Annotated in this window: 17 protein-coding genes; 9 read left to right on the plus strand and 8 right to left on the minus strand. The window is 73.5% G+C overall.

Annotated features, from left to right (window positions below; all coding sequences use genetic code 11):
- Positions 1-341: 341 nt before the first annotated feature.
- The gene (locus tag HCN08_RS18860) at positions 342-965 is read right to left on the minus strand and encodes a nucleotidyltransferase family protein (protein WP_167984306.1); all 624 of its coding nucleotides are present in this window, start codon (positions 963-965) and stop codon (positions 342-344) included.
- Positions 966-1,243: 278 nt separating this feature from the next.
- Here HCN08_RS18860 and HCN08_RS18865 point away from each other — a divergent pair, with 278 nt between their 5' ends.
- Together HCN08_RS18865 and HCN08_RS35490 are read left to right on the plus strand one after the other, a co-directional pair.
- Positions 1,244-3,169 carry a serine/threonine-protein kinase gene (locus tag HCN08_RS18865; RefSeq protein ID WP_167984307.1) on the plus strand — a complete coding sequence of 642 codons (1,926 nt, stop codon included), beginning with the start codon at positions 1,244-1,246 and terminating at the stop codon, positions 3,167-3,169.
- 114 nt (positions 3,170-3,283) lie between these two features.
- Positions 3,284-3,655: a DUF5955 family protein gene (locus HCN08_RS35490; RefSeq protein ID WP_240970222.1), complete on the plus strand. Its 372-nt coding sequence runs from the start codon at positions 3,284-3,286 to the stop codon at positions 3,653-3,655.
- A gap of 29 nt (positions 3,656-3,684) precedes the next feature.
- Here HCN08_RS35490 and HCN08_RS18875 read toward each other — a convergent pair whose 3' ends face one another.
- The 4 genes from HCN08_RS18875 to HCN08_RS18890 are packed head-to-tail and all read right to left on the minus strand — an operon-like array spanning position 3,685 to position 8,293.
- Positions 3,685-5,040, minus strand: coding sequence for a GH1 family beta-glucosidase (locus HCN08_RS18875; protein ID WP_167984308.1), 1,356 nt, complete (start codon positions 5,038-5,040; stop codon positions 3,685-3,687).
- A gap of 20 nt (positions 5,041-5,060) precedes the next feature.
- The gene (locus tag HCN08_RS18880) at positions 5,061-5,930 is read right to left on the minus strand and encodes a carbohydrate ABC transporter permease (RefSeq protein WP_167984309.1); all 870 of its coding nucleotides are present in this window, start codon (positions 5,928-5,930) and stop codon (positions 5,061-5,063) included.
- The gene (locus HCN08_RS18885; RefSeq protein ID WP_167984310.1) at positions 5,923-6,927 is read right to left on the minus strand and encodes a carbohydrate ABC transporter permease; all 1,005 of its coding nucleotides are present in this window, start codon (positions 6,925-6,927) and stop codon (positions 5,923-5,925) included. The genes HCN08_RS18880 and HCN08_RS18885 overlap by 8 nt, the downstream gene beginning before the upstream one ends.
- A 16-nt stretch (positions 6,928-6,943) precedes the next feature.
- Positions 6,944-8,293, minus strand: coding sequence for an ABC transporter substrate-binding protein (locus HCN08_RS18890; RefSeq protein ID WP_167984311.1), 1,350 nt, complete (start codon positions 8,291-8,293; stop codon positions 6,944-6,946).
- A 149-nt stretch (positions 8,294-8,442) separates the two neighbouring features.
- Here HCN08_RS18890 and HCN08_RS18895 point away from each other — a divergent pair, with 149 nt between their 5' ends.
- The 5 genes from HCN08_RS18895 to aroA all read left to right on the plus strand — a co-directional run bounded on the left by HCN08_RS18895 (position 8,443) and on the right by aroA (position 14,326).
- A complete protein-coding gene (locus HCN08_RS18895; RefSeq protein WP_167984312.1) occupies positions 8,443-9,747 on the plus strand; it encodes an ROK family transcriptional regulator in 1,305 nt (434 codons plus the stop codon).
- 63 nt (positions 9,748-9,810) lie between these two features.
- A complete protein-coding gene (locus HCN08_RS18900) occupies positions 9,811-10,647 on the plus strand; it encodes an AIM24 family protein (RefSeq protein ID WP_167984313.1) in 837 nt (278 codons plus the stop codon).
- A gap of 235 nt (positions 10,648-10,882) precedes the next feature.
- Positions 10,883-11,500, plus strand: a complete 618-nt coding sequence (locus HCN08_RS18905) for a bifunctional 4-hydroxy-2-oxoglutarate aldolase/2-dehydro-3-deoxy-phosphogluconate aldolase (RefSeq protein WP_167984314.1) — start codon at positions 10,883-10,885, stop codon at positions 11,498-11,500.
- A gap of 153 nt (positions 11,501-11,653) precedes the next feature.
- Positions 11,654-12,820: a cytochrome P450 family protein gene (locus tag HCN08_RS18910; protein WP_167984315.1), complete on the plus strand. Its 1,167-nt coding sequence runs from the start codon at positions 11,654-11,656 to the stop codon at positions 12,818-12,820.
- A 267-nt stretch (positions 12,821-13,087) separates the two neighbouring features.
- Positions 13,088-14,326, plus strand: coding sequence for a 3-phosphoshikimate 1-carboxyvinyltransferase (gene aroA / locus HCN08_RS18915; RefSeq protein ID WP_167984316.1), 1,239 nt, complete (start codon positions 13,088-13,090; stop codon positions 14,324-14,326).
- A gap of 19 nt (positions 14,327-14,345) precedes the next feature.
- Here aroA and HCN08_RS18920 read toward each other — a convergent pair whose 3' ends face one another.
- Entirely contained in the window at positions 14,346-15,131 is a 786-nt protein-coding gene (locus HCN08_RS18920; protein ID WP_167984317.1) for an arylamine N-acetyltransferase family protein, read from the minus strand.
- Positions 15,132-15,444: 313 nt separating this feature from the next.
- Between HCN08_RS18920 and HCN08_RS18925 the strand changes: the two genes are divergently transcribed.
- A complete protein-coding gene (locus HCN08_RS18925) occupies positions 15,445-17,739 on the plus strand; it encodes a tetratricopeptide repeat protein (protein WP_167984318.1) in 2,295 nt (764 codons plus the stop codon).
- Between the two features lie 2 nt (positions 17,740-17,741).
- Here HCN08_RS18925 and HCN08_RS18930 read toward each other — a convergent pair whose 3' ends face one another.
- Entirely contained in the window at positions 17,742-18,209 is a 468-nt protein-coding gene (locus tag HCN08_RS18930; RefSeq protein WP_167984319.1) for a winged helix-turn-helix domain-containing protein, read from the minus strand.
- Positions 18,210-18,279: 70 nt separating this feature from the next.
- Here HCN08_RS18930 and def point away from each other — a divergent pair, with 70 nt between their 5' ends.
- Positions 18,280-18,921 carry a peptide deformylase gene (gene def, locus HCN08_RS18935; RefSeq protein ID WP_167984320.1) on the plus strand — a complete coding sequence of 214 codons (642 nt, stop codon included), beginning with the start codon at positions 18,280-18,282 and terminating at the stop codon, positions 18,919-18,921.
- A 2-nt stretch (positions 18,922-18,923) separates the two neighbouring features.
- Here the strand turns inward: def and HCN08_RS18940 are convergent, their stop codons facing one another.
- Positions 18,924-19,799 (minus strand): LysR family transcriptional regulator, encoded by an 876-nt coding sequence (locus HCN08_RS18940; protein ID WP_167984321.1) that lies wholly within the window; start codon positions 19,797-19,799, stop codon positions 18,924-18,926.
- Positions 19,800-19,846 lie beyond the last annotated feature (47 nt).

Consider the following 19,846-nt stretch of genomic DNA (forward strand, 5'->3'; position numbering starts at 1 on the left):
GGCGTCCCCCGGCTCCCGCCACTTCGGCCGGTCCTGGGCGTCGAGGACGTAGTTCCGGACGACGATCTGCCGCAGGGCCCGGACCTGCTCACCGTCGCGCAGGGCCGACAGGCGGCGCGGTCCAGTTCTTCGCCGGGCTCTGCGGCGGCACGGTGGAGCCGTGGGGGCTACGCGCCGTCGACCCGGTGGTGAGGGTCTTCCGAGGGCGCAAGGGCGTGGCTCCGGGGGCGGCGGGCTGACGCAGGGAGGCGTCCCGGCCGGGCTCCGCAGGCGTCGCGCTCCCCGGCGCGTCGAGGGCAGCTCGTGCGGGAGGTCGACGGCTCCTGCTCAGGGCTGGAGGTTCAGCGGGCCGCCGGGAGGAGGCGGAGGTCGGCGGGGGTGTTGAGGTCCAGGGGGTCGGCGATGTCCGCGCAGGGGACCAGGAGGGTGTGTTCGACGTGCGTGCGCAGGTAGGTGCGGGCGCCGCGGTCGTCGCCCGTGGAGGCGGCCAGGCCCGGCCAGCGGGCCGCGCCGATCAGGATCGGGTGGTCGCGCTGGTCGCCGTACGCCGCCGAGGCCAGTGCGGACAGGAGGTCGTCGCCCGCGCGGGCCGCCGCGAGCACGCGGGCCACCGCCGCGGGGCCGACCAGGGGCTGGTCGACCAGCGTCACCACCGCCGCGGCGGGGCGCGGGGCGGCGGCGGCCAGCGAGGCCAGGCCCGCGCGCAGCGAGGAGCCCATGCCGTCCGGCCAGTGCGGGTTGTCCACCAGCACGCAGTCCGCGAGGTCGGCCGCCACCCGTATGTCGGCCGCCGCCGCGCCCAGCACCACATGCACCGTCGCGCAGCCGCCCTCCCGCAGCGCCCGCACCGCGTGCTCCACCAACGGCCGCCCCCCGTACGGCAGCAGCGCCTTCGGGCGCCCGCCCAGCCGCCGCCCGCCCCCGGCCGCAAGCAGCAGCCCCGCCACTTCGCTCCGTGTGTCCATCCCCTCTGCATACCGCGCGCCCGCCCGCCGGGGAACAGGCCGCAGCCCGCGGGGTGTGTTCCGGTATCGTCTGGCCAGGGACCGGGAGGGGCGGTACGAGGGCGTGCCCGCGCCGACCGGCCCGGCCGACACCTCGGGCAGGCCCGCACGCGGCGTCGGCGGGCTCGTCCGTACGACACCCTGCACGGGGTTTCCGGCTGACGGCGCCGTCCGCCCGCGCGGCGGGACCGGCGTACGCGATCGGCCGGACGCCCTCCGGGCCCGAGGAACGGGGACTGATGGGCGCTCAGCACACCGGCGGCCGGCTCGGCGCCGCCGGTCACCTCGGCCACCCGGGTCAGCCCGGCCAGCCGGGGCCGCTGTACCAGCCGCTCACGCCGGACGACCCGGCGCAGATCGGCGGGCACCGCATCGCCGCCCGGCTCGGCGTCGGCTCGCTCGGCCCGGTCTACCTCGCGTACGCGCCCGACGGCCGGCCCGTCAGCCTCACCGCGGTGCGGCCCGAACTCGCCGCCCGCTCCGGCTTCCCCGCCGCCTTCGCGCACGACGTGCAGGCGGTACGCCGGGTCAGCGGCCCGTACACGCTTCCGGTGCTCGGCAGCGGCCACGACGGCGCCCGCTACTGGCTCGCCTCGGGATACGTACCCGCGCTCACGCTGCACGCCGCCGTCAGCGACACAGGGCGGGCGCTGCCGGTGCCCGCGGTGCTGCGGCTGGTCGCGGGCGTCGCCGAGGCGCTGCGGGCGGTGCACCACGCCGGCGTCGTGCACGCCGGGCTCGGGCCCGGCACGGTGCTGCTCGCCGCGGACGGGCCGCGCGTCACCGGCTACGGCGTGACCCGCGCGGCTGCCGACGCGCCCGGCATCCCGGCGTTCTCCTCACCGGAGCAGGCCGCCGACAAGCCGCCCGTACCGGCCACCGACGTCTTCGCGCTCGGCCAGCTCGCCGCGTACGCCGCGATCGGCACCGCGCCCTTCGGCCCGGCCCCCTTCGGCGCGGGCCGCACCCTCGCCGAGGAGCCCGACCTGTCCGAACTGCCGGGCGAGCTGCGGGAGATCGTGACCCGCTGCCTGATCAAGGACCCGGCGCTGCGGCCCTCGCCGGCCCAGATCATCTCGCTGTGCGCGCAGGCAGGCCACGGCCGGCTGCCGGACCACTGGCTGCCCATGCCGCTGCAGACCCTCCTCACCCTGCCCCCGCCCCTTCCGCCGCTGCCCCCGCCCGGCACCTGGCCGGCCCACCCCGCCCCGCCGCTCCCGGCCCACGCGACCCCGCCCGAGGGCACCCCGCTGCCGCCCGGCGCGACCCCGCCGGCCGGTACGCCGCTGCCCCCGCCCGCGACGCCCGCAGCGACGCCCGCCGTGACCCCCGCCGCCGGTACGCCGCCGCCCCCTGCGGCGCCGCCCACCGCCACCCCCGCCGCCGGCACACCCGTACCGCCGCCCGCCTACCCCGCGCCGGGCGGCCACCACGCCGGGATGACGCCGCCGCACGGCATCGCCGTACCCCCGCCCCCGCAGCCCCCGGCGCCCGGGCGGGGGCCCCGCCGCTGGACAGCCCTCGCCCTGTGGGCGGCGGTCGGCGCCGCGGTCGTGGGCGTCGTCGCCGCGACCGGCGGCTTCGACCGCGGCGACATGGTCGGCGCCCCCCACGACGCCGCCGGCGCCCCCGCCCCGACCTCCACCGCCCCGGCGCAGCAGCAGCCGTCGCCGGCCCCGGAAAGCCCCACCCCGGAAAGCCCCAACCCCGAAAACCCGACCCCCGAAAGCCCCGCCCCGGACACCCCGCAGAGCCCCACCCCGCCCCCCGCCGACCCCGAGGGCGGCCGGGTCTACCAGGACGTCGCCCTCGCCGCCGGCAACGGCCTGGTCCTGGAGAGCGACCCGCCCCAGACCCGCCCCGGCCCGGAGAACGGCACCTTCGGCTACGCCCCCGACGGCGCCGCCTTCGTCGCCGCCCCGACCCGCGGCGCCCTGTCCCTCCTCGCCCCCGACGAGCCCGGCACCCGCGAGGGCTGCCGGGCCGAGAGCGGCGACCTCGTCGCGACCGTCCCCCGCTCGCAGCTCACCACGGGCTCCCGGCTGTGCGTCATGGGCGTCGACGGCACCACCGCGCTGGTGACCGTCCAGGTCCTGTCCGCCCCCGGCGGCCCCGCCGCCCACGCGACCCTCGACCTCACCGTGTGGCCCGCAGGGCAACTTTGACGCATCTTTCGCCGACCATGTGGCGCAATTGCGCCCCAAGGCGTTTACTGATCGCCCCCGGCCCCGGAGACTCGTCAGATGCCGGGGCCCGAGGGACATGTGAGGCAGGGGCGCATGGTGGTGGGGGAGACGCATGTGGTCGACGGGGACCGCAGCGAGGGTGCCGTACGGCCGGCTTCCGGCGCGGGCGCGGCGTTACGTGCCGCCGTGGCCCGGCTGGAGCGTGAACTGGCGGAATATCGCCCGGTTTTACCCGATCGCGCGGTCGCCGAGGAGGAGCTGGCGGAGCTGAGCCGGCAGGCCGGCGGCCCGCCGGCACCGGAGCAATTGCGCCACTCCCTGCTGCTGGTGGCCGCGGCGCTGGGCTCGGTCAGCCGGCTCGCCGCCCCGCTGGCGGCGCTCCGCGAGGCGGTCGAGCACGAACTCGGCCGGCAGCCGCGCACGGCCGCACCGACGCCGAGGGGTGACGCACCGGCGTACCGGTGACGTCACCCCTCGTACCACCGCCGTACGGGTCAGGCCGCGCGGCGGGCCTTGCGGTGGTGGGCCGCGATGATCTCGGCGTACCGCCGCCCGCTGCCCTTGACCGTGCGCTTCTGCGTGGCGTAGTCCACGTGGACCAGGCCAAAGCGCTTGTCGTAGCCGTACGCCCACTCGAAGTTGTCCAGCAGCGACCACGCGTAGTAGCCGGCCAGCGGCACCCCGCGGCGGACCGCGCGGGCGCACGCCGCCAGGTGCTCCTCCAGGTACTGGACGCGCTCGGGGTCGTCGACCTGCCCGTCCGGGCCGACCGTGTCACGGTAGGCCGAGCCGTTCTCGGTGACGAACACCTTGCCCACGGCGTACTCCTCGTGCAGCCGGACCAGCAGCTGCTCCAGGCCGTCCGCGTTGACCTCCCAGTCCATCGCCGTGCGCCGCACGCCCGGCAGGTACACCGACTTGGCGTACGGAGCCGGCCCTCTCGGGTCGTCGGCGATGACGTTGCGGAAGTAGTAGTTCAGGCCCAGCCAGTCCAGCGGAGCCGCGATGGACTCCAGGTCGCCGTCCTTGACGGGCAGTTCCACCCCGTAGAGGCCGACCATGTCCTGTGGGTAGCCCCGGCCGTGGATCGGGTCCAGCCACCAGCGGTTGGTGTGGCCGTCGGCCCGACGCGCCGCCGCGACGTCGGCCTCCCGGTCGGTGGCCGGCTCGCACGGGCTCAGGTTGTTGACGATGCCCACCTGGACGTCGGAGTGCGCCGCCCGCAGCGCCTGCACGGCCAGGCCGTGCCCGACGTGCAGGTGGTACGACGCGCGTACCGCCGCGGTCAGGTCCGTCCACCCGGGGGCCATCTTGCCCTCCAGATGGCCGATCCAGGCCGAGCACAGCGGCTCGTTGAGCGTCGCCCAGTTCTTCACCCGGTCGCCCAGCGCCTGCGCGACCACGGCCGCGTACTCGCCGAAACGTTCCGCCGTGTCCCGCTCGGGCCAGCCGCCCCGGTCCTGCTGGGCCTGCGGGAGGTCCCAGTGGTAGAGGGTGGCGTTGGGCGTGATGCCCGCCTCCAGCAGGTCGTCGACCAGCTTGTCGTAGAAGGCGAGCCCCGCCGCGTTCACCTCGCCCGAGCCCTGCGGGATGACCCGGGGCCAGGCGACCGAGAAGCGGTAGGCGTCCAGGCCGAGGGTCTTCATCAGGCCGATGTCCTCGGCCGTGCGGTGGTAGTGGTCGCAGGCGACGTCGCCGGTGTCGCCGCCGTCGACCTTGCCGGGGGTATGGGAGAAGGTGTCCCAGATGGACGGGGCCCGGCCGTCCTCGTCCACCGCGCCCTCGATCTGGTACGCGGCGGTGGCCGCTCCCCAGACGAAATCGGCGGGAAGAGCGCTCAGGTCGTTCACAAGCTGCCTTTCGGGAAGGGTCACTTGACCGCGCCGGCGGTGAGCCCGGCGACCAAGTAACGCTGGAGGAGCAGGAATCCGGCGACGACTGGCACGCTCACCACGATGGAGGCGGCCATGACCTGGTTCCAGTACACGTCGTTCTGGGTGGCGTATTCGCGTAGGCCCACGGCCAGCGTGCGGGTCGACTGGTTCGTCATCACCGACGCGAACAGCACTTCGCCCCAGGCCGTCATGAACGCGTACACGCTCACGGCCACGATGCCCGGCACGGCGGCCGGCACCACGACCCGGAACAGCGCCCCGATCGGGCCGCAGCCGTCCACCTTCGCCGCCTCGTCCAGGTCGTGCGGGATCGAGTCGAAGTAGCCGGCCAGCATCCAGATGGAGAAGGGCAGCGAGAAGGTGAGGTAGGTGATGATCAGCCCGAGCCGGCTGCCGTTCAGCGTGATCCCGGTGCTGTTGCCGATGTTGACGAAGATCAGGTACAGCGGCAGCAGGAACAGGATGCCGGGGAACATCTGCGTGGACAGCACCGTCACCGTGAAGACCTTGCGGCCCAGGAAGCGGTAGCGGCTCACCGCGTACGCGGCGAAGGTCGCCAGCACCACCGAGAAGGCGGTGGCGCTCAGGCACACGATCAGCGAGTTCACGAAGTAGTGAGCCAGCGGGATCGTCTTCCAGATGTCCACGTACGGCTTGACCGTCAGGCTGTGCGGGATCCACTCGAAGGAACCCTGCACGTCCTGCAGGCTCTTGAGCGACGAGCTCGCCATCACGTACACGGGTATCAGCACGAAGGCCAGCAGCAGCGTCAGCACGATCCGCCGGGTCCACAGGAAGGACTTCGGCTGCGCCATGGGAGAGGGCTGCTCGGAGAACCTAGACATCGCTCTCACTCCGTCCCCTGGACGTGACCAGCAGGTAGATCGCGGTCACCACGAGCAGGAAGAGCAGCAGGAGCACGGACATCGCCGAGCCCGAACCGAAGTTCCAGTTGATGAACGAGGACTGGTAGATGTGGATGGAGATCAGGTCCGCCTGACGCGGCGGGTTCTGGCCGAACATGACGAACGGCGTGTTGAAGTCGTTGAACGTCCACAGGAACAGCACCAGGACGATCACCTGGTTGACCGGGCGCAGCGCCGGCAGGGTGATCTTCCTGATCTGCTGCCAGACGCCGGCGCCGTCCATGGCGGCGGCCTCGTACAGCTCGCGCGGCACGTTCTGCAGGCCGGCCATCAGCGCCAGGAAGGCGAACGGCCAGGACTTCCACACCGACACGATCACCATCGACCAGAAGCTGTTCTGGCCGATGAGCCAGAACGACTTGTCGGAGGTGATGTGCAGCTGGTCGTGCAGGACGTGGTTCACCAGACCGGTGTCCTGCTGGAACATGAACGTCCAGGTGATCAGCGCCGCGTACGCCGGGAGCGCGTACGGCACCAGGAAGACGGTACGGATCAGGCCGCGGCCACGGAACTTGTCCTGGAGCAGGATCGCGGCGGCGATGCCGAGCAGCCAGGACGCGCCCACGGACAGCAGCGTGTAGCTCAGCGTCACCCAGAACGAGTGCAGTAGCTCCTGGCCGATGGGCTGGTGGATCTTGACGGCGGTCTTGTAGTTGTCGAAGCCCGCCCAGGGCGCGCTGTTCCAGTGGTGGATGTAGAACAGCGTGAGGTTCTTGAAGCTGATCAGGATGCCGAAGAACATCGGCACGATGTGGATCAGCAGCTCGGCGATCACGGCGGGCAGCAGCAGCAGGTACGGAAGTCCGCCGCGGCGGATCCGTTCGATGAAACGCGGCCGGAGCCGGCCGCCGGCAGCGGGCTTTCCGCTGTCGGGGCCGGCTTCGGGCACGCGCCTCGCGGGGGCGGTGGCAGTCATGGGGGAGAGCCGATCCTTACTGAGGCATCTGCTGCTGCGCCTTGGTCAGCGCGGCCTTGACGGAGTCGTCCGTGACGGCCTTGCCGGCAGCGGCGTCGGCGAACAGGCTCTTGACGGCGGGGCCGACAAGGTTCTCGAACTCGCTCTCGTGCGCGACCTGCGGCAGCGGGGCGGCCGACTTCTGCAGCACGCTCGCCAGGACCTTCAGGTCCGGGGTCTGGAAGGCCGGGTCGCTCTGCGCCTCGACGACCGGCGGGATCGAGCCGTAGGTGCCGTTGAGCGCCTTCTGCTCGTCGGTGCTGGTCATGAACTTCACGAAGGCCTCGGCGGCCTCCTTGTGGCTGGTGTCCTTGAAGATGGCGATGTTGATGCCGGCCACCATCGAGGTCACGCCCGCGTCACCGGTGGCGCCCGCGGTCAGCGTCGGGACGGGGACGACGCCGTACTGGTCCTGCGTCATGCCGTGCGACTTGATCGCCGGGGCGGCCGACTGCCACATCATCATCGCGGCCTTGCCGGTGGCGAAGTCGGTGATGGTCTGGTTCTGGTCGTACTCGGCGTCGCCCTTGGCGGCGACCTTGTCCTTGGCGATGAAGTCGACGTACTGCTTGACCGCCGCGACCTGCTGCGGGCCGGTGAAGGTCGGCTTGCCCTGGTCGTCGAACCAGTTGGCGCCGCGCTGCTTGGCCAGGACGAAGACGTGGTGGATGTTCTCGGCGCCGTTGGCGCCCTCGACCGCGAGGCCGTACTTGCCGTCCTTGGTGAGCTTGGTCGCGTCGGTGACCAGCTCGTCCCACGTGGTCGGCGGGTTGGCGATGCCCGCGTCGGCGAACATCTTCTTGTTGTAGTACAGGCCGTACGCCATCGAGTACAGCGGCACCGCGGCCGGGTCCTGGCCGGCCGCACCGGCGGAGGCGATCGCGGCCGGCGCGAACCGGTCCTTGCCGCCGATGGTCTGGAAGGCGGCGTCGTCCCACGGCATGAGGGCGCCGGTGGCCTGGAGGGAGGCCGACCAGGTGTTGCCGATGTTGAGGACGTCCGGGCCCTGACCCGAGGTGGCCGCCGCCAGGATGCGGTTGAGCAGGTCCGCCCAGCCGATGACCTCGACCTTGACCTTGATGCCGGTCTGCTGGGTGAACTTGGCCGTCTCGGCGGCCAGCGTCTTCTTGTCGGCATCGATGCTGGTGCCCTGGTTGGAGGCCCAGTACGTGATGGTCTGGCCGCTCAGGCTGTCGCCGGACTTGCCGCCGCCGCCGCTGCCCTTGCTGTCGTCGTCGCCCCCGCCACCGCAGGCGGCGAGGGTCAGACCGAGCGCGGCCACGAGGGCGGTGGCCGCGAGGAGTCTGCTGGAGGTGCTGGTGCGCATAACGGTTCCCTCTCAGGGGGTGGGATCGCTTCAGGAAGTGAACAGCGCCTGTGCCTTAATTCAGGCCGTGATTTAACTTGTGAGAAAAGGTGGCGTCAAGACCCTGTGCAGCGATAGATTCACGCCGGACCCCCCGGGAGGGAGACTCGATGGCTGAGCGAGGCAAGCGCACCGTCCGTGACCTGCGGCGCGGCAACCGTGCATCGCTTCTGCGTCATTTGTATTTCGAAGGTCCCCTCAGCCGCCAGGAGCTCGGCCGGGACACCGGCCTGTCCGCGGGCTCGATCAGCAACGTCGTTGGAGAGTTGATCGCGGACGGCATGGTCGAGGAGGCCGGCGCCGTCGAGTCCGACGGCGGACGCCCCCGCATGCTGCTCCAGGTCGCCCCCGGATACGGCTATGTCGTCGGCGTCGACGTCGGCGAAACCCGGGTCAGGGTCGAGCTGTTCGACCTCGCGCTCACCGAACGGGCCTCCGCCGACCTGCCGTTGTCCGACAGCGGCCACGATGTCGACCATGTCGTACGGCTGGTGCTCGACGGCATCGAGACGGTGGTGCGCGAGGCCGGCATCGACGACAGCGAGGTCCTCGGCGTCGGCATCGGCGTCCCCGGCATCGTCGCCCACAATCGCGCACCGGACGCCCTGCCCGGCGACGGAGAGGGCATCGTCGTGCACGGCCAGACCATCGGCTGGGACGCCGTGCCGCTCGGCCGGCTGCTGCGGGCCGGCACCGCGCTGCCGCTGTTCGTCGACAACGGCGCCAAGACCCTCGGCCAGGCCGAGATGTGGTTCGGCGCCGGGCGCGGCTCGGACAACGTCGTGATCGCCCTCATCGGCTCCGGCGTCGGCGCCTGCGTCGTCACCGACGGCAAGCCCTACCACGGCGCCAGCAGCAGCGCCGGCGAGTGGGGCCACACCACGCTGCGGGTCGGCGGGCGCACCTGCCGCTGCGGCTCGCGCGGCTGCCTGGAGGCGTATGTCGGCGCCGAGGCGCTGCTCGGCCGCTGGCCCGGCTCGCCCGAGGGCGTCAGCGAGGAGACCGCGCTGGCCGCGCTGCTCGCCGCCGCCGACACCGACCCGGAGGCCGAGGCGCTGCTGGCCGAGGCCGCCGAGTACCTGGGCGCGGGCATCGCCGACCTGATCAACCTGTTCAACCCGCACCGCATCGTGATCGGCGGCTGGGCCGGGCTCATGCTCGGCCCGCGCGTCCTGCCCACCGTCCGGGAGGTCGCCGCCGCGTACGCGCTGCGCCACCCGTGCGCGCAGACCTCCATCGAGCTCGGCCGGCTCGGCACCGACGCGGTCACCGTGGGCGCCGCGACCCTGCCGCTGGCCCGCTTCCTGGACACCGGCGGAGAGCGTACGGTACGGCTGCCGGCGCAAGGAGACGCCGACCGGGCCGGCGAGCCCCCGGTCCCGGTGCGGAACCGGATCGCCCGGGCGGTACGTTGACCGGGAGGTGCGAACCGCTCCGGTTTCGCCCCTTTCGGCCCGCTCGTCCCTAGGAGTACCGCTGTGACCCTGCAGCAGCAGATCGTCGGCAACGCCATGCAGATGGCCGTCTGCACCCTCAACCCGGGGCAGACGGTCTACTGCGAGGCCGGGAAGTTCCTGTTCAAGACCGCCAACGTGACCATGGAGACCCGCCTCGGCGGCCCCGGCACCCGTAACGCGGGCGCCGGCGGCCAGGGCGGCGGCGCCGGGGGTGCGGGGGGCGCCGGCATGGGCGGCTTCCTGCGGCAGGCCATGGGCACCGCCATGCAGGTCGGCCAGCGGGCGCTGGCCGGCGAGTCGCTGGCCTTCCAGTACTTCACCGCCGCCGGCGGCGAGGGCACCGTCGGCTTCGCGGGCGTGCTGCCCGGCGAGATGCGCGCCCTGGAGCTGTCCGGATCGCGCGCCTGGTTCGCCGAGAAGGACGCCTTCGTCGCCGCCGAGGAGACCGTGCAGTTCGGTATCGCCTTCGCCGGCGGGCGGCAGGGCATGAGCGGCGGCGAGGGCTTCATCCTGGAGAAGTTCACCGGCCACGGCACGGTGATCATCGCCGGCGCCGGCAACTTCATCGACCTCAACCCGGCCGACTTCGGCGGCCGTATCGAGGTCGACACCGGCTGCATCGTCGCCTTTGAGGAGGGCATCCACTACGGCGTCCAGCGCATTGGCGGCCTCAACCGCCAGGGCATCATGAACGCCGTCTTCGGCGGCGAGGGCCTGTCGCTGGCCACCCTGGAGGGCAACGGACGGGTGATCCTGCAGTCCATGACCATCGAGGGCCTGGCCAACGCGCTCAAGAAGTCCCAGGGCGGCGACAAGCAGGGCCCGACCGGCGGCCTGTTCTCCACCCACGCCGGCTGACACCGCAGGAGAACCACAGAAGAACCGCAGAAGAACTGCAGGAGAACCGCAGAAGAGGGGGCCGCCGGGACGGGACCCGAAGGGGGCTTGCCCCGCTCGTATCACGGTGCGGTGACAGCTCCCGTAACGAGCGGCGGACGCCCCCCGGCCGCCGGGTAGCGTCTGAGCGCGGCCTCCACCCACCGCACCACCGGGCAGCACCGTGCAGCACTGTCAGGAAGGACCGCGATCCCCCGTGTACCGCTGGGAGACCACCCGGGCCGCGCTCGCACAGCGGGTCTTCGCCACGATCCGCAGCGAGACCTACGACGAGGCCGCGGCCACCGCCGACACGCTGCTGTCGGCCGGCCTCACCACCCTGGAGATCTCACTCACCACCCCTTACGCGCTGGAAGCCGTCACCACGCTGGTCCGCGAGGTCGGCGACGACGCCGTCATCGGCGCCGGCACGGTGATCGACGCGGTCTCGGCGCGGCTGGCCATCGACGCCGGGGCGCGCTTCCTGCTCGCCCCCAACCTCGACGAGGGCGTGCTGCGCACCGGCCACCGCTACGGCGTGCCCGTCTTCCCCGGCGTCGCCACCCCCACCGAGGCGGTCCGCGCCATGGAGCTGGGCGCCGACGCGCTCACCCTCTACCCGGCCGCCACCATGAGCCCGCGCTGGATCTCCGACCTGCGCGCGATACTGCCGCAGGCCGCCGTCATCCCCATCGGCGGCGTCACGCTCGGCGCCGCCCCCGAGTGGATCGCCGCCGGAGCCGTCGCCGTCGGGATGGGCTCGGCCCTGACCGAGGGCGACCGCCTCACGGTGAGCAAGCGGCTGGCCGAGCTGCTGGACCGGCTGGCCGCCTGACGCTTTCCGGCCGATTTCGGGTGACCCGGGCCCCACCGCGGAACCGCCCGCCGGGGAGCGGCGTTCTCACGGCACAACGGCACGCACGAGGAGCGGTGCCAGGGGCGCGGCGGCACGGCGCGCGGCCCCGGGAGCCGCCCGAGGGGGCAGCACATGGCAGACATCGAGGAACTGTCCGGCGAGACCTTCACCGAGAATCCCTACGCCACCTACGCCCGGCTGCGGGACAAGGGCCCGGTGCACCGGGTCAAGGCCACCGACACCGGGGAGTTCTGGCTCGTCGTCGGCCACGAGGCCGCCCGCGCGGCGCTCGCCGACCCGCGGCTGGCCAAGAACTTCCGCTCGCTCGCCGAGGAGGGCACCTACTTCCCGCCGGCGATGTCCAACATGCTGGACGCCGACGCACCCGTCCACACCCGGCTGCGCCGCCTGGTCGCCCGCGAGTTCACCACCCGCCGGGTCGCGGCCCTGCAGCCCCGTATCCAGGCCGTCACCGACGAACTGCTGGACGCGGCGCTGCGCGAGCCGGTCGCCGACCTCGTCGAGGCGCTCGCCTTCCCGCTGCCCATGACGGTCATCTGCGAGCTGCTGGGCGTCCCGGACCTGGACCGCAAGAGCTTCCGCGGCTGGTCCAACGACATCGTCGCCGGCACCCCCGAATCCGAGGCCGCCGCCTTCGAGGCCATGTCGCACTACCTGACCGGGCTCATCGAGGACAAGCGGTGCAGCGGCCCGGGCGACGACCTGCTGAGCGCCCTGATCAGGACGCGGTACGAGGACGGCGACCGGCTCTCGCCCGACGAACTGGTCGGCATGGCCTTCCTGCTGCTGGTCGCCGGCCACGAGACCACGGTCAACCTGATCAGCAACGGCGTGCTGGCCCTGCTGCGGCACCCCGACCAGCTCGCCGCGCTGCGCGCCCGGCCGGAGCTGATCGACGGCGCGGTGGAGGAGATGCTGCGCTACGACGGCCCGGTGGAGACCACGACCTGGCGCTTCGCCCGCGAACCGCTCACGATCGCCGGCACGCCCATCGCGCAGGGCGAGCCGGTGCTCGTCGCGCTGGCCGGCGCCGACCGCGACCCGCAGCGCTTCCCCGAACCCGACACCTTCGACATCCGGCGCCCCGCACAGGGCCATATCGCCTTCGGCCACGGCATCCACTACTGCCTGGGCGCCCCGCTGGCCCGGATGGAGGCCAGGATCGCCATCCCGTCGCTGCTGGCCCGTGCCCCGGGCCTGGCGCTGGTGCCCGAGCCGCTGGACTGGCGGCCGGGGCTGCTCATGCGCGGGCCGACGCGGCTGAGGGTGCGCTGGTGAGCGTTACGGTGGGTGCGCTGGTGAACGTTACGGTTTCGTGGCCGGGCGTTGGGCGTCCGGCCATGGCGCTGTCATCAACTCCTGAACGAATGGACCGGACATATCGCCCGGGTCCCGTCATGTCCCGAACCTTGTCCGGCGGGTTCGCGGGGTGGTCCGAGGCGTGGTCGCCCGGTGGCCCGGCGGTCCCGGCGCCGTAGGATCGCGGGGCCGGGCGGGAGCGCGCCCGGCCCGGGGGAGTGGCCCGGAGAGCACGGGAGGCCAGCAGTGATCGTCGCCGTACCAGGGTCAAAGTCCGTGACGGCCCGCGCGTTGTTCCTCGCCGCCGCGGCCGGCGGCGAGAGCGTACTGCGCAGGCCGCTGCTGTCGGACGACACCGACGGCTTCGCGGCGGGCCTGGCCGCCCTCGGCTACGGCGTCGACCGTACGGACCCGGACGCCTGGCGCATCACCGGCAGCCCCGCCGGGCCGCCCGCGCCCGCCGCCGACGTCCAGTGCCGCGACGCCGGCACCGCCGCCCGCTTCCTGCCCGCCCTCGCCGCCGCCGGCCACCGCGGCACCTACCGCTTCGACGCCTCGGCCCAGATGCGCCGCCGCCCCGTCGCCCCGCTCACCGGCGCGCTGCTCGCCCTCGGCGTGGACCTCATGCACGACGGGGAGGCCGGCCGGCTGCCGCTGACCGTACGGGCGGCCGGCATCAAGGGCGGCGACGTCGAGCTGGACGCGAGCCTTTCCTCGCAGTTCCTCACCGCCCTGCTCATGACCGGCCCGCTCACCGCGGAAGGCCTGCGCATCCGGGTGACCGGCATCGTCTCCGTCCCCTACGTCGAGATCACCCTGGCGATGATGCGCGGCTTCGGCGTCGAGGTCACCCGCGAGGGCGACACCTTCGTCGTCCCGCCCGGCGGCTACCGCCCCGCCGACTACGCCGTCGAGCCCGACGCCTCCGCCGCCAGCTACGTCTTCGCCGCCGCCGCGCTCGCCGGCCGCACCGCGACCGTCCCCGGGCTCGGCCGGGGCGCGCTCCAGGGCGACCTCCGGTTCGTCGAGGTGCTGCGCCGGATGGGAGCCGAGGTCGAGATCGGCCCGGACGCGACGACCGTCACCGGCACGGGCCGCCTGGCCGGCGTGACCGTCAACATGCGCGACATCTCCGACACGATGCCCACCCTCGCCGCGATCGCCCCCTTCGCCGACGGCCCGGTCCGTATCGAGGACGTCTACAACACCCGGGTGAAGGAGTGCGACCGGCTGGAGGCGTGCGCGCAGAACCTGCGCGCGCAGGGCGTCACCGTCGAGACCGGCCCCGACTGGATCGAGATCCACCCCGGCACCCCCGCGCCGGTCGAGATCGCCTGCCACGGCGACCACCGCATGGCCATGAGCTTCGCCGTCGCGGGCCTGCGCACCCCGGGCACGACCTTCGACGACCCGTCGTGCGTGAAGAAGACCTTCCCGGACTTCCACGAGTTCTTCGCCCGGCTGCGGGCGGACTGGGGCGTCTGAGCGCGGACGGCACCCCCGGTCAGAGCGGGGCGACGACCGGCTCGCGGTCCAGGTCGATGCCGAAGTGCTCGCGGTACGCGGCCAGTACGTCCGCCGGCGAGGTCAACTCGCGCTCCTCGCGCTGCCCTTCGCCGCCGGTGACGACGAGCTTGCGCCCGCTGAGGGTGACCCGGCCGTCCGGGGTCATGCGCGAGCACACCAGCGACTGCCGGAAGTGCGAGGCGGGCGAGGTGCGCTGGTACCAGCACGTCGCCGCGAAGTCGCCGAGCGCACGCGGGCGTTGCTCCAGCCGGTAGACGGGGGCGCCGTCCTGGAGGACGTCCAGGTCGCCGTCCGGCGCCTGCGCGATCCGGAACACACCGCCGGGGTCCGGCTGCTCCTCGCGGCTGCCGTAGTCGAGCGGATAGCTGCTGTGCCGCCCGAACCCGACATCCGCCAGCCACGCCCCGCCGCCCTCCGCCGTCGTGACCCGCAGCGCCATGTGGTCGTACGGCGGCCCGAGTTCACCGCCCTCCCCGAACACGCGGGCGGCCAGCAGATCCACGCCGAAGCCGAGCGAGCGCAGCAACGCGGCGAAGGCGCCGCCCAGTTCGTAGCAGAAGCCACCGCGGTGGGCGGTCACGACCTTGTCGAGCAGGGCGGGCTCGGTCAGGGCGATGTCCTGCCCGAGGTGGATCGACAGGTTCTCGAACGGCACGGTGAGCAGGTGCCGCACGTGCAGCTCGCGCAGGGCGCCCGCGGACGCGACGGCGGGCCGCCGCGCGCCGATCCGGCGGAGGTAGGCGTCGGTGAGGGTGGAGTCCATGGGCACATTTATCTCTTACGGGGGTGGCGGATGCACGGCCGGTGCGCGGCGGGCCTGCGGCGGCGGGCGTGGGGCCGGCGGTCGGCGGTGGGTGCGCGGCCGGTGTGCGGGGGTGGGCGCGCGGTCCGGTGCGGGGTCGGTGGTTGGCCGGTGGTCGGCGGGTGTGCGGCCCGGTGGGCGGATGCGGAGACCGGGGCCGGTTTGCCGCGTCCGGGGCCGTGCGGGGCGGCGTCCGGGCTAATGTCGCGGTGTCGGGTGGGCCGCGTGGGAGGGGGTCGCGATGGGTACTCCGCCGAGCCCTGCGGGGCCGGGTGTGCCTGCCGGGTCCACCAGCGTCAGCGCCGCCGGGCAGAGCGTGGCCGCGCACAGCGTCCAGGGCGGGATGCACTATTACGCGGCGCCGCCGCCGCAGAAGCCGGGCCCGGTCGTGGCGCTCCCGGCCGCGCCGGCGGTCTTCGTCGGGCGTGAGGCGGAGGCCGACCTCGTACGGGCGGTGCTGCGGCCCGCGGAGGAGGCCGCCGGGCCCGCGGCGGTGGTGGTCGGCGCGGTGGCCGGGCTGGGCGGCGTCGGCAAGACGGCCCTCGCCCTGCACGCCGCGCACCACGCGTACCGGCTCGGCTGGTTCACGGACGTCGTCTTCGTGGACCTGCGCGGCTACGACCCCGATCCGCTCACCGCCCACCAGGCGCTGGACGTTCTCCTGCGGACGTTACGCGTCCCGGCGGAGGACATCCCGACCGCGGCCAACGAGCGTGCGGGGATGCTGAATTCCGTGCTGAGCGCTCTGGGCCGGGAGGAGCGGCGGGTGCTGATCGTCGCGGACAACGCGTCGTCCTCCGACCAAATCCGCCCGCTGCTCCCGGCGGGGGACCGGCACCGCCTGCTCGTGACCTCCCGGCACACCCACCCCGACCTCGGCGCCCGCCTCATCGACCTCGAAACGCTCGCCCCCGAGGCGGGCGTGGAGCTGCTCCGCGCGACCCTGGACGCCGCCCGCCCGGGCGACACCCGCGCCCACGACACCCCCGAGGCCGCCCGCGACCTCGCCGCCTGGTGCGGCGGGCTGCCCCTGGCGTTGCGCATCAGCGCGGCGGTCCTCGTGCTGGACCCCGGCCAGTCGATCCCCGGCCTCCTGGCCGAGTTGCAGGCCCGCAGGTCCCGTATCGACGCGATCGACGCGTACACCCATCTGACCGGCACGCAGCGCGCCCTCCGCGCGACCTTCGACCTCTCCCACCACCTGCTCGCCCCCACCCACCGCCGCCTTCTCCACCTCCTGGCGATCTCCCCCGGCCCCGACATCGGCCTCCCGGCCGCGATCGCCCTCGCGGGCGAGCCGCAGCCCGCCGTCCTGGACGCCCTCCGCGACCTGACCCGCGCGCATCTGCTGACCCACGCCTCCAGCCCCACAGGCAGCCGCTGGTCCCTGCACGACCTCGTACGCGACCACAACGCGTACATCGCCGACGAGGACACCCTGACCGCCGACGCCGAAGCCGTTGTCCGCCTGCTCGGGTACTACGCCGTCACGGCCGACCAGGCCGACGACCACCTCCGGGCCCTCCCCGGCACCCCCGTCCCCGACGTGTTCGCGGACCGCGCCGCAGCACTGGCCTGGTTCGACGCCGAATGCGACAACCTGCTGACGGCCATCCGCACCCACCCGAGCCCCACCACCGCGCATCTGGCCTCCTGCCTGGCCAACTACCTCGGTGAACGGCGTCGTTTCGACGAGGCCATCGCCGCCCACGGCCTGGCTGCCGAGACCTCCCGGGAGAACGGGGACCGCGACGGCGAATGCATCGCTCTGAACAACCTGGGCAACTCCCTGCACGAGGCGCGACGATCCGCCGAGGCGGTCACCGCGCTCACCGCGGTGGCCGACATCTACCGCGAAGCCGGTAATCGTCTCGGCGAGGGAATAGCGCTCAACAACCTCGGCAACGCCTTGCTGGACGTGGGGCGTTACGACGAGGCCGTCACGGCGCACACCACGGCGGTCGGCATCTACCGCGAGCTCGACGAACGCAACCGCGAAGGCAGGGCGCTGAACAACCTGGGTCTCGCCCTGCGAGCGGTGGGGCGCTTGGACGAGGCCATTGCCGCGCACACCGCGGCGATCGGGATCTACCGGGAGACCGGCGACCGTCACCGTGAGGGCACGGCGCTGAACAACCTGGGTCTTGCCTTGCGAGCGGTGGGGCGCTTCGACGAAGCCATCGCCGCCCACACGGAGGACCTCCGCATCTGCCGGGCGTCGGGCGACCGGCACGGCGAGGGCATGGCCCTGAACAACCTGGGCAACGCTCTGCAGGGGGTGGGGCGCTTTCCCGAGGCTGTCGCCGCGCATACGGCAGCGGTGGAGCTGTACGGGGCCACCGGAGACCGGCACCGTGCGGGCTGGGCCCTCGACAACCTGGCCTTCGACCTGCGAGGAACGGGGCGCTTCGACGAGGCCGTCGCCGCGCACACCTCGGCCATTGCCATCTTCCGCGAGACCGGTGATCCCGAGGCGGAGCAGTGGGCGCTCGGCAACCTCGCGGCCACCGAGGAGTTGCGGGGTCAACAGGGCCGCAGACGCCGGAGGTTCCTGCGCCGGCGGGCCTGAGCTCAGCCCGGCTCGGCCCCCGGCGGGGAGAAGTGCGCCTGCACCGTCATCCGTACCGCCCCGGGCGGCGGGGCGGACCGGCCGGCGTACGGGGCCAGGGCCTCGCGCAGGGTGGCCGTGAGGGTGGTCGCCTCCTCCGGGGTGAGGTGCAGCACCTCGGTGAAGCCCCCCGGCGGGGCGGTCACCGCGTTGTCCTCCCAGCGCAGGCGCCAGGGGCGGGGGCCGCCGCGGCCCGGGGGATGGGGGGCCTCCTCCACCAGGCCGTGCCGGGCCAGTTGGCGCAGATGGAAGGAGCACAGCCCCGAACTCTGGCCCAGCCGGGCCGCCGCCCGCGTCGCCGTCAGCGTGCCCTCCTCCGCGATCAGGTCGAGCAGCGCGAGCCGTATCGGGTGGTCCGGCAACTTCCGCCGGGCGCCGGGACGTCCGGCCGCCGAAGCCGCACCCTCTTGCTCCAACTCATCCTCGGTCATTTGCAAAGAGTGCTACTTTGCAAAGCACTTGGTCAACCGAACCCCCCAACCCCCAGCGAGAGGCGCCGCCATGAGCACGGACGTGCGTGAAGTACGCGTACAGGGCGAGCCCGTGGCGTCCTACCCCGACCTCCCGCCGGAGGCGGAGCGCGGCGCCCTGCGCCGGATCACCCTCGTCGGGGAAGAGGTACTGCACCGCCCGTGCGCCGACGTCACGCACTTCGGCAGCCCCGAACTCGCCCGCCTCGTCGACGACATGTTCGCCACCAACGCCGTCGCGGAAGGCGCGGCCATCGCCGCGAACCAGGTCGACGTCGCCCTCCGGCTCTTCGTGTGGGACATGGCCGACGAGTGGGGCGTGCGCCACGTCGGGCACATCTGCAACCCCGTTCTCGACGAACTCCCCGCCGACCGTCGCCGGCTGGTGGAGGAGGACGAGGGCTGCCTGTCCGTCCCCGGCCCCTACCGCCCGCTGTCCCGCCCGGACTTCGCGGTGGTCCGCGGCCAGGACATCCACGGGAAGCCGCTCGTCATCGAGGGCCGCGGCTACTTCGCCCGCTGCCTCCAGCACGAGACCGACCACCTCTACGGCCGCCTCTACCTCGACCGCCTCTCCGCCCGCGAACGCCGCTCGGCGCTCCGCGAGATGGCCGGCCTCCAGGACGACGTCCTCGCCCGCCGGGCGGCCCGCGCCGCCGCGCTCGGCAAGTAGCGTCAGAGCCGGGTGGCGGTACGGACCAGGGCGGCCAGCGCGAGCGAGCGGCTGTGCGCGGGCCAGACGATGTGGGTCACGACCGGCGGCGCGTCCGTCAGCGGCACCGCGGCGTGCTCGGACCACAGCCAGGCCCGCGCGGACTCCGCGAAGACCGTCACCGTACGGCCCAGCGCGATGAGGTGGGCCAGTTGCGTCTGGTCGTGGATCTCGGGCCCCGGCCCCGGCGGATACACGCCGTCCGTGGACCAACGGGCCAGCGGCAGGCCCGGGATGTCCCGGACCTCGGCCAGCGAGAGGGACGTACGCGCGGCGAGAGGGTGCCCGGCGGGCAGGATGGCTATCTGCCCCTCGCGCATCAGCTCCTCGCTGTCGAACCCGGCGAGGGAGTTGAACGGCGTGTGCATGAGGGCCACGTCCGCGCGGCCGTCCCGCAGCATCTCCCCCTGGCCGCACAGGCCGCTCGGCAGCACCTCGACCTCGGCGGCGCCCGGCTCCTCGGCGTAGCCGGCAAGAAGCTTCTGCAGCAGCTCGTGGGACGCGGCGGCCTTCACCGCCAGCACCAGGCGCTCGCGACCGGACGCCGCGGCGTCGGCGGCTTCCCCCGCCCGCCGGGTACGGCGCGCCGCGGCGGTGGCCGCGTCGAGCGCCGCCCGGCCCTCCAGGACCAGCACCTCACCGGCCCGGGTCAGCGAGACACCGCGCCGGTCGCGCTCCAGCAGGCGGACGCCGAGCCGCCGCTCCAGCTGCTGGATGGCCCGCGACAGCGGCGGCTGCGCCATGCCGAGGCGTTCGGCGGCGCGGCCGAAGTGCATCTCCTCCGCGACGGCCAGGAAGTACCTCAGCTCGCGGGTCTCCAGGAGGTCGGCGGGGTCCATGCGCCCACCCTACGCCTCCGGTGATACCCGCCGGGTATCACAGTGCA

This window comes from Actinacidiphila epipremni, from assembly GCF_012034175.1.
GTDB classification, from domain to species: domain Bacteria; phylum Actinomycetota; class Actinomycetes; order Streptomycetales; family Streptomycetaceae; genus Actinacidiphila; species Actinacidiphila epipremni.